Origin of the sequence: Kitasatospora sp. NPDC002040, assembly GCF_040296785.1 — a bacterium.
In the GTDB taxonomy this organism is placed as follows: Bacteria; Actinomycetota; Actinomycetes; order Streptomycetales; family Streptomycetaceae; genus Kitasatospora.
On sequence record NZ_JBEOXV010000034.1, the window covers coordinates 1 to 14064 of the forward strand.

The window sequence follows — 14064 nt, forward strand, 5'->3', positions numbered from 1 at the left end:
GTACCGTACGTGAGGAGCTGCTCTGCGGGCTGTTCGCGGAGATCCTGGGAATCGACCGGGTCGGAATCGACGACAACTTCTTCGAACTTGGCGGACACTCGCTTCTGGCGACGCAGCTGGTCAGCCAGGTCCGTTCGGCACTGGGGCGCGAGCTTTCCATTCGCGCGCTGTTTGATGCACCGACCGTCAACGGCCTCGCCGCAGTCCTGGAAGACGCATCAGCCACTCGCACCCCGCCCCAACCCACCACACGACCGACCCTCCGTCAGTTCGTCGATCATCGGCGGACAGTTGGATCGCCCGACGTCCAAGCAACGTGAGTGGACGCAAAATACGCACTCTGAGAATGAACCAGAGACACTCCGGCCCGCCCTAGTGGCCGGAGGAAGGCGTCTGCCTGTCACGACCCTCAACGGAGATAGTGCGAGTAATGAGTAAGTGGATCCGGCGCTTCCGGCAAGTGCCAGGTGCTTCGGCCCGGTTGGTGTGTTTTCCTCATGCAGGCGGCTCGGCGAGTTCTTACCTTCCGATGGCGACGGCTTTTCAGGAACGCGTTGAGGTGCTGTCCGTTCAGTACCCGGGGCGTCAGGATCGCTTTGGCGAACCGTGCGCGAAGGATATCGATGAGCTCCTCGACGCGGTGGTCGACGCGCTTGCGCCGACTCTCGCTGATGACCGACCCGTTGGGTTGTTCGGGCACAGCATGGGGGCACTCGTGGCCTTCGAGACCGCGCGGCGCCTTGAACAGGAGGGGCAACCCCCCACGGTGCTTTTCACGTCCGCGAGGCAGGGGCCGGCGCTGCCGCTTCAAGCTCCCGGCGCCGCCAACTTCGAGGTGAACGATGCGTCGCTGCTCGAGGGGGTCATGGCGCTCGGCGGAATCGAGAGCGAGTTGCTCGCCCACCCCGAACTGTTGGAGTTGGTACTGCCTGCACTGCGCGGCGACTACCGGTTGCTAAGCATGTACCAGCACCAGCCCGGGCCGCCGCTGAGTTGTCCGCTGGTCGCGCTGGTCGGTGACAGTGATCCCTGCGTTCCCGTCGAGGGCGTACGGACCTGGGAGCGCGAGACCCTTGGCCCGTCCGAGCTTCATGTCCTGCCAGGGAGTCACTTCTACCTCGATGACCAGCTGCCGCAGGTGGTGGAAATCATCAGCGCTTCGCTGCTCGGCCGGGTACAGCAGGCACACGCCATGGATTGACGTCGCCCGAACAGCGACTTCGCAATCTGAACCACCTGAATCACGTTGAACCATCTGGACAATGGAGAAAGACGCCATGGACGAGACCGTCCTCATCTGCCTGCCCTTCGCTGGGACGGGTGCTTCGTTCTTCCGGAGCTGGCAAGCTCTGGTTCCGGCAGGAATGCGCATCCTGCCCGTGCAGTTGCCGGGCCGTGAGGAGCGGTACGCCATGCCGCCGCTCACGGAGGTCGCCCGGGCCACGGACGACGCCCATGCCCAGGTGGCCTCCGTGCTGGGTGGGGGCGCACGGATCGCGCTGTTCGGACACAGCCTCGGTGCCGTACTCGCCTATGAGCTGGCCCACCGCCTGCGCGCCGAGGGCCGTACCGAGATAGTGGGCCTGTTCGCCAGCGGTTCGCCCGACCCGTGGAGCGGTAGACGGGACCGCGCCACCGGTCTGCCCGATGCCGAGTTCGTGGCACAGGTACAGCGTTTCGCGGGCTACGCCCATCCCGCTCTGGCCGACCCCGAGCTGAGGGAGCTGCTGCTGCCCCTGTTGCGGTCTGACGTGGAGATGCACGAGAACTACCGCCCGGCCTCCGACAGTCCGCTCGACATCCCTGTCACCGCCGTGCGCGGCCGGGACGACGAGCTGGTGTGCGCCGCCGAGTCCGCCCGGTGGTCGCGTGCGACCACCGCATCCTTCGAATCCGTCGACATGGACGGCGGACACATGTATCTGACCGATGGCGTGCCCGCATTGCTCGGGCTGATCGGTACCCACCTCGACCTGGTGCAGGGCCGGTGACCGTGCAGCTCGCGGGGAACACGGAGACCTTCGGCAGAGCGGCTGCTCCGCTCCTCGCGAGACATTCGGACACTCGCCTGGAGGGCAAGACCGCCGTCATCACGGGTGCGGCCCGCGGCCTGGGACGTGCCTGTGCCATCGCCTTCGCTCGTGCGGGCGCGGACCTGACCCTGGTGGATGTGGCGGGTCGACTGCCCGGCATTCCCTACCCCCTGGGCTCGGAAAGCCAGTTGGCGTACACCGCAGACCTGTGCCGCGACGTCGGGGCCGCCGTTCTCGTCCGCCAGGCCGATGTCCGCGATCTTGCCGCTCTGGAGATGGTGGCCGCAGATACTGAGGAGCGGTTCGGAGCCATCGACGTACTCGTCAACAATGCGGGGATCGCCGCGCCTTCGGGTAAGCCGGCCCACGAGATCGACGTGGACGAGTGGCAGGTGATGATCGACGTCGACCTTTCGGGCGCCTGGCGTGCCATCCGCGCAGTCGGTGGCCACATGATGCGGAGGCGCTCCGGCAGCATCATCAACATCGCCTCGACGGCCGGTCTGGTGGGCTACCGCTACTTCGCGGGCTACGTGGCCGCCAAACACGGCCTGGTCGGCCTCACCAAGGCCGTCGCACTCGACTACGCCCCGCACAAGGTGCGAGTCAACGCTCTGTGCCCCGGCTCGGTGCGTGACGACGGCGGAATGGAAGGGCGGATGCTCTCCGAGATCGCCCGCACACTGGATGTCCCGATCGCCGAGCACGAGGAGACGTTCGTCCAGGCGCAGCCCATGAATGCCCTCATCGAGCCGGACGACATCGCTCGCGCCGCGCTGTGGCTGGCCAGCGACGACTCCCGGCAGATGACCGGCGGTGTGCTCACGATCGACGGCGGCTTCACCGCCCGCTGAACCGCCCGCCCGCAGAATTCTGGAGAACGACAGGTGTTGCTTCCCTCCGCCCCGCTGCCAGCCGACTCGCTGCCGCGGGCCTGGTCCCACGCTCGTCGACTGCGATTGACGTGCGCCCCCGACATTCCGACCCTGAAGCGCCGCCTAACGGAGGCAGCCCGCCTGTGGTGGCCCGCCTCCCCCGAGTGCCGACCGCGACTATGGTGCGAACCGGTTCCCGGCGTGTCGGGTTCCCCGGTCGCCGAGCGGTTGCTGCGACGTGAACTACTGCGTCCCGTCGGCACGTCGGGCCCAGCGCTGCGTGCCGTGCTTCTGAGCTACGCCGACGGCTCGGCCGATCTGGTCCTGGTGGCCCATCGTGCGGTGCTAGACCCGACATCCCTGGGGCTGGTCGGTAAGGTGCTGATCGGAGAGCTGAAGCCGAATGAGCTCACGTTGGCCGACGTCGAATCCGGTGACGAGGTGACCTGCGGCTGGCGCGAGTCGGTATCCGCCAGCCGGGTCGAGTGGGCGAGACCCGATCCCGAGGCGGGGGACACCAGCGGGGTGGTGGAGGTGGAGCTGCCCGGTGGTATTGAGGGCGCGGCCGCCCGGCTGGCGGTGGCCGCCGGCCTGGTGCTGGGCCGCTACGAGCCGGGCCGTCCGGCGGCGATCGCCTTGGTGACGGGGCGCGCAGACCGGACGAATCGGTCCCTGGGTGCGTTCGGCGGCGGCTCGGTTCTCGCCGTTGACATGGTCGGTTCCCGTACGGCAGGGGAGCTTCTGGCTGCGGCCCACGATGCGCTGAGCGGTGTCGAGCGATGCGTCGCTCGGTCGCACACCGATGCGTGCGCCGCGATCGACGACGCGGCGGTGGTCGGTCTGCTGTGTGACGCGCTGAACCTCGACGCGGCGGACGTGCTGCTCGCGCAGAGCGGACCATGGCCGCTGACGCTGGTGCCGCGTGGCGGGCCGGACGGGGAACTCTCGGTTGAGGTACATCACCGGGTATGGGAGGTCGACGGCGCCATCGCACATGACTTCGCCAGTCAACTCGCCTCGGTCTACCGTCAGCTGGCGTCAGTTGATGACGATCTGCCAGCCGATCGGGTAGAGGTCTTCGACGAGGCCGAGGTCGAGCGCCAGTTGGCGCTTGGACTTCCGGCCTTCCCGATGCCGCTGTGGCAGCCGCAGCGCATCGACACTGCCTTCGAGTCCTGTGCCGCGCGACGGCCCGACGCGATCGCCGTCGTCTGTGGCGGGACATCCTTGACGTACCGAGAACTCGACCAACGAGCCTCCCGTCTCGCTGCCGGCCTGGTGACTCAAGGCGTCGCGCCCGGTGACAGGATCGGCGTCTGCCTCGATCGCTCCACGGACCTTGTCGCCACCCTGCTGGCCGTGCTTAAGGCCGACGCGGTCTATGTGCCGTTGGATCCGGGCCATCCGGCCGACCGGCTTGCACACACGGTCGAGGACGCGGGGTTGCTGCTCGTTGTCACCGACATGGACGGCTTCCCCGCGGCAGCAGGCACGCGACTGGTGTCCCCTACCGAACTCGCCCGCGCGGCTGAGAATACGACAGTTCGACCCGCGTCCCGACGCAGCCCGGAGGACGCCGCGTACGTCATCTACACCTCGGGCTCGACCGGTCGTCCCAAGGGCGTAGTGGTGCCCCACCGCAATGTCCTCGCACTACTCGCCGCGACCACGGATGACTTCGGGCTCGGCCCGGACGACACGTGGACGCTGTTCCACTCCAGTGCTTTCGATTTCTCCGTCTGGGAGATGTGGGGTGCGCTGCTCACCGGGGCGCGGCTGGTCGTCGTGGAGTACTGGGTGTCCCGGTCGCCAGAGGAGTTTCACGCCCTGCTCGTCGACGAGGGTGTCACAGTGCTCAACCAGACGCCGTCGGCGTTCGAACAGCTGATGGAAGCCGATCGGCGCCAGGAGCGTGCACTGCCCCTTCGGCTCGTGCTGTTCGGCGGTGAGTCCCTGGACACCCGGGTACTGCGAGGCTGGTTCGACCGGTATCCCGAGCACCGCTGCCGTCTGGTGAACATGTTCGGGATCACCGAGACGACGGTCCACGTTACTGCCACCACGATCACCCGCCGTGAGGCGATGGCAGGGTCACGGTCGGTGGGCCGACCGCTGTCCGGCTGGTACGTCCAGGTGCTCGACGAGCGAGGCCGTCCGGTGCCCGCCGGAGTGGCCGGTGAGATCTATGTGGGCGGCGAGGGCGTGGCCCTGGGGTATCTGGGCCGTCCCGAGCTCACCGCTGAGCGATTCGTCGAGCGCCCGGGCGCCGGCGGACGGATGTACCGCAGCGGCGACCGGGGCAGGTTCCTTCCGGACGGCCGAATCGAGCACTTGGGGCGGCTGGACAACCAGGTCAAGGTACGCGGTTTTCGGATCGAGCTCGACGAGATCCGTACCGTACTGCTGGAGGACCCGTCGGTAACCTCAGCTGCCGTGGTGCTCGGCGGTACGGCAGCTGGAGACGCGGCGTGCACCCGGATCGATGCTCACGTCGTCCTAAACGGTCAGCAAAGCGTCGACTGGACCGCAGTGTTGCGGGCGCGGGCGGCCAGGGTGCTACCGGAGTACATGGTGCCCGCGACATTCACTGAGGTGTCCGAACTGCCGCTGACCGTGAATGGCAAGCTCGACACCCGCAAGCTGCTGGAGCGGGCCGTCGAGCCGACACCCGTAACCGTGTCGGCACCGGTGGCCTCGACGCCCGCCGCGGTCGAGGAAGGCGACCTGGGCGCGGCCTTGGCCGAGGTGTGGGAGAGCGTGCTCGGTGTCCCGGTGGGCCGGGACGACAACTTCTTCGAACTGGGCGGCAACTCACTGTTTGCGGTCCGCGCTCGTACAGCGATGCGGGAGCGCGGCCTACCCGAGCTCACGCTCCGCCAGCTATACCTCACCCCGACGGTACGGGTGCTCACCGAGATCCTCGGCACGAGCTGAACGGGGCGAGCGGGTACCCGAGGGAATCTTGCCGTCGGGCACCACACAGGGTCGAGCGGGCGGTCTTCCAGTGGTTACCTGGCAGATCCGCGCGAGTACGTACCACCTGGCGAGCACGAACGTATCGACTGGCGAAGCCAGGACGCCATCCCACGGTCCAGGTAGCCACAAGATCACGGACTCCGCCAAACTCGGGACAACCCGCCGTCTAGTCTTAGCTAGGATAAGCACTGCCTCGACCGTCCGGGACTCGCTTGGCCGCCTGTCCCGGACGGCCGAGTGCCTTTGAAGCAGCTGAGCAAATTGAGCGGTCGCGCCTGCTGCCGCCTTCCGACTTGGGCCCGCTGCAACACTGCCACCGGCGCCTTACGTACGAATTGGAGCATCCAAGGATGGCTCGTCACCTGGTCACCAGCGCGCTTCCCTACATCAACGGGATCAAGCACCTGGGCAACATGGTCGGGTCGATGCTTCCGGCGGATGTGTACTCCCGGTACCTTCGCCAGCGCGGTCATGACGTCCTCTACATCTGTGCGACTGACGAGCACGGGACGCCGGCCGAGTTGGCAGCCAAAGAGGCCGGGCTGTCGGTGGCCGAGTTCTGCGCGCAGGCCCACGACGCCCAGAAAGCTGTCTACGACGGCTTCCAGCTGGCCTTCGACCATTTCGGCCGCAGCTCCTCGCAGCAGAACGTCGAGCTCACGCAGCACTTTGCGCGGCAGCTCCACAAGAATGGCTTCATCGAGGAGCGGGCGATTCGCCAGGTTTACTCGTCTTTCGACGGCCGCTTCCTGCCGGACCGATACGTCGAGGGCACCTGCCCGAACTGTGGCTACGACAAGGCCCGCGGTGACCAGTGCGAGAATTGCACGCGCGTACTCGACCCGACCGATCTTCTGAATCCGCGATCGGCGATCAGCGGCTCCACGGAGCTGGAGGTCCGCGAGACCAAGCACTTGTTCCTGCTGCAGTCCAAGCTCCAGCACGAGGTGGACGCCTGGGTGACCCGGCACGAGGAGCAATGGCCGCAACTGTCCTCCTCCATCGCCCGCAAATGGCTGACCGAGGGCCTGCACGATCGTGCCATTACCCGGGACCTGGACTGGGGTGTCCCGGTCCCGGCCGACACCTGGCCGGAGCTCGCGGCTGAGGGCAAGGTCTTCTACGTCTGGTTCGACGCCCCGATCGAGTACATCGGGGGGACGAAGGAGTGGTCGGACGCGGCTCAGGACGGCGAGACCCGCGAGTGGAAGTCGTGGTGGTACGAGGTCGATGACACCGTCCGCTACACCCAGTTCATGGCCAAGGACAACGTCCCGTTCCACACGGTAATGTTCCCTGCCACCGAGCTCGGCGTGCGCGAGCCGTGGAAGAAGGTCGACGTCGTCAAAGGCTTCAACTGGCTGACGTACTACGGCGGCAAGTTCTCCACATCGCAGAAGCGCGGTGTCTTCACAGACGCGGCCCTGGAGCTCCTTCCCGCCGATTACTGGCGCTACTTCCTAATTGCCAACGCCCCGGAGTCCGACGACTCGTCCTTCACCTGGGAGCACTTCGCTGCCACGGTCAACAAGGACTTGGCCGACACCCTCGGCAACTTCGTCAACCGGGTGCTGTCCTTCTCGCACAAGCGGTTTGGGAACCATGTCCCCGCAGGCAATGCAGCCGGCGAGGCGGAAGCGCGGCTGGGCGAGGAGATCGCGCAACTGTTGGCCGAGTACGAGGAGCACATGGAGGCCCTTCAGTACCGCAAGGCCGCATCGGCGCTGCGCGCCCTGTGGTCTGCGGGCAACTCCTATCTGGAGGAGAAGGCCCCCTGGCTGGAGATCAAGACCGATCCAGAGGGCGCGGCCCTGACACTGCGTACGGCAATGAACCTCATCCACCTATACGCCGTCGTCTCTGAGCCGATCATCCCTTCCTCGGCCGCAGCCATGCGCGGCGCCTTCACCCTAGAGAGCGACGACGCAACCTGGGTCACCGCTGAGCAGGCCAAGTCGCTGGAAGCGATCCCGGCTGGGACCGCTTTCACTGTTCCGCCGGTGCTCTTCGCGAAGCTCTTGGAGGAGGACTTGGAGTCCTATCGCGCTCGCTTCGGCACCGCCTGAAGCCGAGACTGTTCAGCGCGTTCCACCAGGCTCGTCGCCTCCGTCGCGAGGTCGGCAGAGGTGCACCCTGACCGCGAGCATCCCGCGAAGGCGGCGAACTCGCTGGTCAGTCTGCCTTTGCCGACGCCAGGTTCGTTGTCCAGACAAGCCCACCGGGCTCATAGAGCATCTGTTTGACGCGATCCACCAGTAGATAGGCGGGCCGCAGCTCGCGCACATGTTCCTTGAGGATCGTTATCCTGCGCTATGCGTAGGTCAGCGCGGTGGCGGCCGATGACGCGCACGTCGGCTCGTCGGACGCCGGTGACCCTGGGACGAGCTGAGCGGTAGGGCCGAGGAGCGCTCTACCCGGCCGTCGACTGTGCCCTTTTGGCCTGTGGGTTCCCCTACGGGAACCCACAGGAAAGCTGCTGGAGGCGCGTGAGTTGGCCCGCTAACGTGCTCGCATGCCGAAGATGATGAACGGACCATGGTAGACCCCGCTGCCCTGGCTTGGCTCCTCGTCCAGCTCGGCCCCACCACCCCCGGCACTGACCCCACCGCGCGCCACTACCGGCTCGGTACCGCTCGCGCCGTCGCCCTCGAAGTGCCGCGCCGAGCCGCTGCGCCTCGTCGTCGACGGTGTGGTCACTATGAGCTCGTAACACGATCACGGGGTCTGCTTGTTGAGTCGTCGCCAGCAGATGAGGATGCACGCGAGTGAGATGAGTGAGTCGTGGAGGTCGAGGCGGCGTTCCCAGCGGGTGGCCAGGCGCTTGAACTGGTGGAGCAGGGCGAAGGTCTGCTCCACCACGTAGCGCAGCTTGCCCAGGCCGCGGATGTCGGGCTCTCCACGTCGGGAGATGACGGGCAGGATCCGACGGCGGGTCAGCTCCCGGCGCACGTGCCGGCTGTCGTAACCCTTGTCGCCGAGCAGGGACTTGGGCCGCTTGCGGGGCCTGCCCTGTCGGCCGGCCACGGGCGGGACGCCGTCGACCAGGGCGAGGGCCTGGGTGATGTCGGGAACGTTGCCGCCGGTGGTGATCACTTTCAGCGGAGTCCCGTTGCCGTCGCAGATCAGGTGGTGCTTGCTGCCTGACTTGCGGCGGTCGACCGGCGACGGACCAACCCCGGCACCCCCCTTTTCGCCCGTACGTGGGAGGCGTCCACGCAGGCCCGTGTCCAGTCGATCCGCCGTGCCGAGTTCAGCTCGGCGAGCAGTATCCGGTGGACCTGGTCGAACACCCCGGCTTCGGTCCACCGACACAGCTGGCGCCAGCAGGTCTGCCCGGATCCGAAGCCCAGCTCCGGTGGCAGCTGTTGCCAGGTGATGCCCGTGAACAGCACGAACAGGATGCCCTGCAGACACAGCCGGTCGTCCACCGGCCGAGGCCCCGGCGACCGCTCCGGCCAGGGCGGCAGCACCGGCCCGATCAGCGCCCACAAGTCGTCATCGACCATCCACGGTGCACTCACGCCATCACCAACGGACGAATCGTCACACCGGACACGGCCCACCAGCCCACACCCACAAGATCGTGTTACGAGCTCTATGGACTGCACCGCCAACTCGCTACCCTTCTCGGCACCGTAGGGCCTGACGACACCCCGGCCGGAGCGGAAACAACCAACCAGATCGAAGTCGTGCCGATCCGGCACCCGCTGCACCCGGTAGACCATCACTTTGCCAAGGAGGACAGCGACGACCCAAGAGGCGCAGCCGCGACGCCCGCAGACGCCCGCACCATCATCTGGCAACACCTCGCCGCAGCCCAGGTCGCCGTCCTCACCGCCATCGTCGGCCGTCAATGTCCGGAACTCGTATTCACGCTCGCTAAATTCAGCTCCGAGGCCCGCGATTTCCAACCCCGCAGATGCGTCCAGTGACTGGTGTATCTGATGTTGTGTGAGTTACCGACAGCCAATGGAGAGTCAGCCGTCGAAGGCGATGTCGAACGCCTGGAGGGCGGGCTTCCATCGCATGGTCCAGCATTTGCGTCCCTGGCCGGTGGGGTCGAGGCTCATAACGGCCTTGTAGACGCACTTCAGGGTCGCTTGCTCGTTCGAAGTGCCCGCGGGCCCGGACGGCCTTGCAGATGCGGGCGTTACAAGCCCACACTCGTCGACCCCTATCGCGACCACCTGCGCCGACGTCGGGCCGAGGACCCCGCAGTGCCCGTCACCCACCTCCTGCGCGAGATCAAGGAGCAGGGCTACACCGGCAGCGCGAACCTCCTGGTCCGCTATCTCACCCAGGGCCGCGTTGAGGGCGACAAGCTCGTCACCGCTTCGCAGCGCTTTGCTCGTCTCCTTCTCAGCCGCCCGGAGAACCTGCGCGACAAGGACACAGTCCTGCGGGAACTCACCGGGGCTTGCCCCGAGATGACCGAACTCGCCTGTCTGGCCGCAGAGTTCGCGCGGCTGTTGGCGCCGGCCGAGGGCAACGAGGCCAAGCTCACCGACTGGATCACGTCCGTTCGTGCCGTCGACCTGCCCCACCTGCGAGCCTTCACGAACGGCCTCGAACTCGACCGGGCCGCCGTCAATGCCGGACGCACCACCCTGCACCACAACGGTCGCACCGAGGGAGTCAACACGCGAACTAAACGGATTATGCGCCAGATGCACGGCCGAGCCGGGTTCGCCCTGCTCCGCCACTGCACCCTCCTCCAGTGATCACCACGGAGCGCTACCACGATTACGGGACAGAGCCAGTCACCGTACAGACCCAGTACGGGCGAGCGGCGTGAACGCCCATCAGAACCCCACCGAGCACCGGTGGTCCCAGGGAACGACCACCGGGCGACCACAAACGCGAAAAAGCCGCCCTCGCATCTCTGCGAGAACGGCCTCCGACCTGCGTAAACGCTGGTCGGGACGACAGGATTTGAACCTGCGACCCCTTGACCCCCAGGTCGCGCCGTAACCTATTCCCGCAGGTCAAGAGCCTCTGGGTGCACGTCCTTATATCTGCTCGTCCCTGTGCTGTACAACGCCGTGCACTGCGTGTGGTCCCGCAATGGTCCCGCAGTCCTACTGCCCGAATGCCAGCTCAACCACGTGGCAACCCTGCTCCGTGCTCCCCGAGATCCCCCGATGCGCCCTTGATCCGCCATGCCGATCAGTGGACCGTCAGACCCTGAGGTTGTGCGCAGGGCTATCGATCGGGGGATCCGCATGGCCGACGCAGACTCTGTCAGCCCGTGGGCACCCACAGCCTTCGGTTCCCTCGCTGCCGAGGTGACAGCAATCGTGCCTGCATGCCTAGTTCGGGCTCACGAACGCACCCAGGGCGGCCATGAAGGCGTTCACACACAGACGCTCGAAGCGTACAGGCACGGGCTCTACGCCGCGCAGTACGAGGAGTTGTCGGCTGATCTTTCGCAGCTCCCTGGCGTAGAGCTGGTCCGGCTCCAGGCGCGAACCGTCGCGGTGGTCGCCGGCCACGTTGTGTACCCCTACCGCTATGCGAAGAAGGACGTACCCGTAACGGCTGCCAGGCTCCGCAGCGTGTCAGGGCTTCGCGCCTACCTCATCCGCAGGCATGGACCCGATCAGCGGCAGGGGGAGCTGGACCTTGGCATCGAGTTGCCGGATGACGGCGAGCCTCATGCGGATCTAGCGCGCCTCCCACCAGAGACCAAGCTTGTCCTCGTCGCCTACGCCTGTTCCTTGGCTGAGGGTGTGGTGCGAATGGAGTGGGGATCGGCCGAGCTGCGCCGCGAAGACCGATCACTGATCTGGCACCATCATGAGCCGCTGCCCATCCCTCGGCAGCGCTGACGGCGCTGGCGCAGCAGATGACCGCACTATAGGTCCGATTCGGTTCTCGATTCACCCACCCAGGTCGATGCTGGGCTGGCGGCCATCGTTTCAGGCGCCGCCGGTGCGGCAGCGGCGCCTCTCGTCGTTGGACTGGGCAGATCTCGCCGAAGGAACATTGCGATCAAGGGGCTGGTCGGCTGTGTCGCACAGTCACCAAACCTACGCGCCGAGTCAGTTGCAGACCTTAGACTCCGCTCGGATCTGGTTGCTAGCTGCCGGATGACGTGCTTCCCACCTAGGTAAGGGTAGATCTATGACCAGCGCATACGAGTCGGACCCCATCTTCGACCCGGTTCCTCGGCAGATCTCGAACATCGTGACCCGGATCCGGGCAGGCGAGGTGGCCCTTCCCGACTTCCAGAGGAACTTCGTATGGGACGCTGGAAAAACAGAAGAATTGATTCAATCAATCATCTCCAAGTTCCCGGTGGGAACCCTTCTTCTCTGGAAGCAGGGAAGCGATGAACTATTTGCAAGTCGGAATTTCGAAGGTGCTCCGGAGCTAGGGGCCAAGAGGCCCGATGAGCTGGTTCTTGATGGACAGCAGCGACTGACCTCTCTCTATCAAGCGCTCACCGGAACTGGGGATGAACTCTACTATCTTAAGGTAGATGAATTTGTTGGCCCAGACATGTCGGTCAAGGAATTCCATGAGGTGGATTTCGAAGTTGCAATCATCTCCCTTCCGAAGGCCTCCACCAAGGCTCAAGAGAAGAAAAACTCAGAGATTCTGACACTCTCTCATTTCCCGATCGCCCAGGTGAATGGATTTGACGACTGGCTTGATGAGTATGCTGACGCGCTCAAGGATCAGGATGATGCGATTGACACAAAGGCCCTAAAGTCTCTCTATCGCAAGATGAGGGATAAGTATGTGATTCCGCTGCGCTCTTACGGCCTCCCCGTTCTTACACTTCCCGAGAGCACGCCTATTGAGGCCGTTTGCACCATCTTCGAGACGCTCAATAGGACAGGTAAACCTCTTGGGGCCTTTGAACTGTTGACTGCGCGCTATTACCCTCAGGGTGTCAATCTTCGAGAGTACTGGGAGGATGCACTCGCCAACTATCGGGCTCTCGTCGACTTTAAGATCGCCCCGTACAACGTACTTCAAGCGGTGGCTCTGCGCGCGCTCGGTTCGGCTCAACGATCAGACATCCTAAAGAAGTTGACCGCTGACCATATCCGCGAGCACTGGAATCCGGTCATCAAGGGCATTGCTGGAGTAATCGACATGCTGCAGGCTGACTGCGGTGTTGTCGACGCAAAGTGGCTTCCCTACAGTATGGTGATCTTCCCGATGGCGGCAGCCTGGCAGGAGATTTCGGAGCTGGTTCCGCTAGACAGGGCCTTGGCCACTGAGAGGCTCCAGAAATTCTTCTGGAACACCGTTTTCACCACGAACTACGATCAGGGTGCGAATAGCCAGGCCGGTGCTGACTATGGGAGGCTCAAGAATTGGGCTGTCACTGGAGAAGGGCCGACGCCCGAGGCGATTGACGAGCTGCCACTCGATGCAGCTAATTTCCGGTCAGCGTCGGTGCGCCGTAAGGCACTCTATGCAGGATTGATGTGCCTGCTTGTGAAGAGTCGGGCCGAGGACTTTCACACCGGCCAAGCCATGACTCCGTACCGCGTGAGCGAGGCGGCGATTGACTCCCACCACATCTTCCCGAAAGCTTACCTGTCGCGGGCAGGAGAAAAGGAAAGCTCCGAACTGCTGCTCAACCGAAGCCTGATCGACGCCGAGACTAATCGGATCATCAGGGATCGGGAGCCGAGCGAGTACATGAAGGACATGGCCGACACGTACGGCGAAGACAAGCTGAGGTCCGTGCTCGCCTCTCATGCAATCAAGATTGGCCCAGACAGTGGGATCACAAAGAATGACTACTCGGCGTTTTTGAATGAGCGTCTAGAAACAGTAGTGCAATTGGTGGAACGTGCGACAGGGCGTACCCTCGCGAAATGAACGAGGCGCTAGAGTGAGTCTGGCCCTCCGATGTCGGGCCGGGCGTTCTACCGTCCAGCTGGGGAACGCACCGTCGGCACGACATCTGGCTGGTGCCGGCTGATCCCTGCTTGTCCGGACGATAGTCCAGTTGCCTCCCCTGTCCACGGGGGCCTGCCGGCCGCCCGGCCAGGCGCGAGTTCAAGACGAGCGTCGACTGGAGCGGGCGGCCCGCGCCGCGTACCCGTGGAGAAGATTTCTGCGCGGTCCTGCGGCTCGGGCCCTCCCCAGCTCGCAGCTTCAATGGGAGTGGGCCTGATCGGCGCCGCCAGGGCCGCCCAGCGGGCCGGGCGGACCAA

At 65.2% G+C, this 14064-nt stretch carries 9 protein-coding genes and 2 pseudogenes; 9 read left to right on the forward strand and 2 right to left on the reverse strand.

What is annotated here, in order from left to right; translation table 11 throughout:
* From ABT118_RS32400 to metG, 6 genes are all read left to right on the forward strand, one after another.
* The coding region (locus ABT118_RS32400) for a phosphopantetheine-binding protein (RefSeq protein ID WP_350678330.1) at positions 1-320 on the forward strand (320 nt) is incomplete at its 5' end.
* 110 nt (positions 321-430) lie between these two features.
* Positions 431-1201: a thioesterase II family protein gene (locus tag ABT118_RS32405; protein WP_350678335.1), complete on the forward strand. Its 771-nt coding sequence runs from the start codon at positions 431-433 to the stop codon at positions 1199-1201.
* Positions 1202-1277: 76 nt separating this feature from the next.
* Positions 1278-1991 carry a thioesterase II family protein gene (locus ABT118_RS32410; RefSeq protein WP_350678342.1) on the forward strand — a complete coding sequence of 238 codons (714 nt, stop codon included), beginning with the start codon at positions 1278-1280 and terminating at the stop codon, positions 1989-1991.
* A gap of 77 nt (positions 1992-2068) precedes the next feature.
* Positions 2069-2887, forward strand: coding sequence for an SDR family oxidoreductase (locus ABT118_RS32415; RefSeq protein ID WP_350678369.1), 819 nt, complete (start codon positions 2069-2071; stop codon positions 2885-2887).
* Between the two features lie 306 nt (positions 2888-3193).
* Complete coding sequence (locus ABT118_RS32420) at positions 3194-5842, forward strand: amino acid adenylation domain-containing protein (RefSeq protein ID WP_350678349.1); 2649 nt, start codon at positions 3194-3196, stop codon at positions 5840-5842.
* Positions 5843-6234: 392 nt separating this feature from the next.
* Positions 6235-7950, forward strand: coding sequence for a methionine--tRNA ligase (metG, locus tag ABT118_RS32425; RefSeq protein WP_350678357.1), 1716 nt, complete (start codon positions 6235-6237; stop codon positions 7948-7950).
* 649 nt (positions 7951-8599) lie between these two features.
* Here the strand turns inward: metG and ABT118_RS32430 are convergent.
* Together ABT118_RS32430 and ABT118_RS32435 are read right to left on the reverse strand one after the other, a co-directional pair.
* A protein-coding gene (locus ABT118_RS32430; protein ID WP_502884761.1) for an IS5 family transposase occupies positions 8600-9390 on the reverse strand; the annotation gives its coding sequence in 2 pieces (ribosomal slippage) (positions 8600-9075 and positions 9075-9390; 792 coding nt in all).
* Positions 9391-9861: 471 nt separating this feature from the next.
* Positions 9862-10036: pseudogene (locus ABT118_RS32435) on the reverse strand (IS256 family transposase); the annotation flags it as partial.
* Here ABT118_RS32435 and ABT118_RS32440 point away from each other — a divergent pair.
* The 3 genes and pseudogenes from ABT118_RS32440 to ABT118_RS32450 all read left to right on the forward strand — a co-directional run.
* Positions 10033-10605 (forward strand): annotated as a pseudogene (locus ABT118_RS32440) (transposase); the annotation flags it as partial. The pseudogenes ABT118_RS32435 and ABT118_RS32440 sit on opposite strands and share 4 nt — an antisense overlap.
* Before the next feature lie 501 nt (positions 10606-11106).
* Positions 11107-11712, forward strand: coding sequence for a hypothetical protein (locus tag ABT118_RS32445; protein ID WP_350678362.1), 606 nt, complete (start codon positions 11107-11109; stop codon positions 11710-11712).
* 295 nt (positions 11713-12007) lie between these two features.
* Positions 12008-13726 carry a GmrSD restriction endonuclease domain-containing protein gene (locus ABT118_RS32450; protein ID WP_350678365.1) on the forward strand — a complete coding sequence of 573 codons (1719 nt, stop codon included), beginning with the start codon at positions 12008-12010 and terminating at the stop codon, positions 13724-13726.
* Positions 13727-14064 lie beyond the last annotated feature (338 nt).

What these genes read in the sequence shown, in the direction of transcription:
- ABT118_RS32405 (WP_350678335.1), top strand. Translation starts at nt 431, where the DNA reads ATGAGTAAGTGGATCCGGCGCTTCCGGCAAGTGCCAGGTGCTTCGGCC.
- ABT118_RS32410 (WP_350678342.1), top strand. Translation starts at nt 1,278, where the DNA reads ATGGACGAGACCGTCCTCATCTGCCTGCCCTTCGCTGGGACGGGTGCT.
- metG (WP_350678357.1), top strand. Translation starts at nt 6,235, where the DNA reads ATGGCTCGTCACCTGGTCACCAGCGCGCTTCCCTACATCAACGGGATC.
- ABT118_RS32445 (WP_350678362.1), top strand. Translation starts at nt 11,107, where the DNA reads ATGGCCGACGCAGACTCTGTCAGCCCGTGGGCACCCACAGCCTTCGGT.
- ABT118_RS32450 (WP_350678365.1), top strand. Translation starts at nt 12,008, where the DNA reads ATGACCAGCGCATACGAGTCGGACCCCATCTTCGACCCGGTTCCTCGG.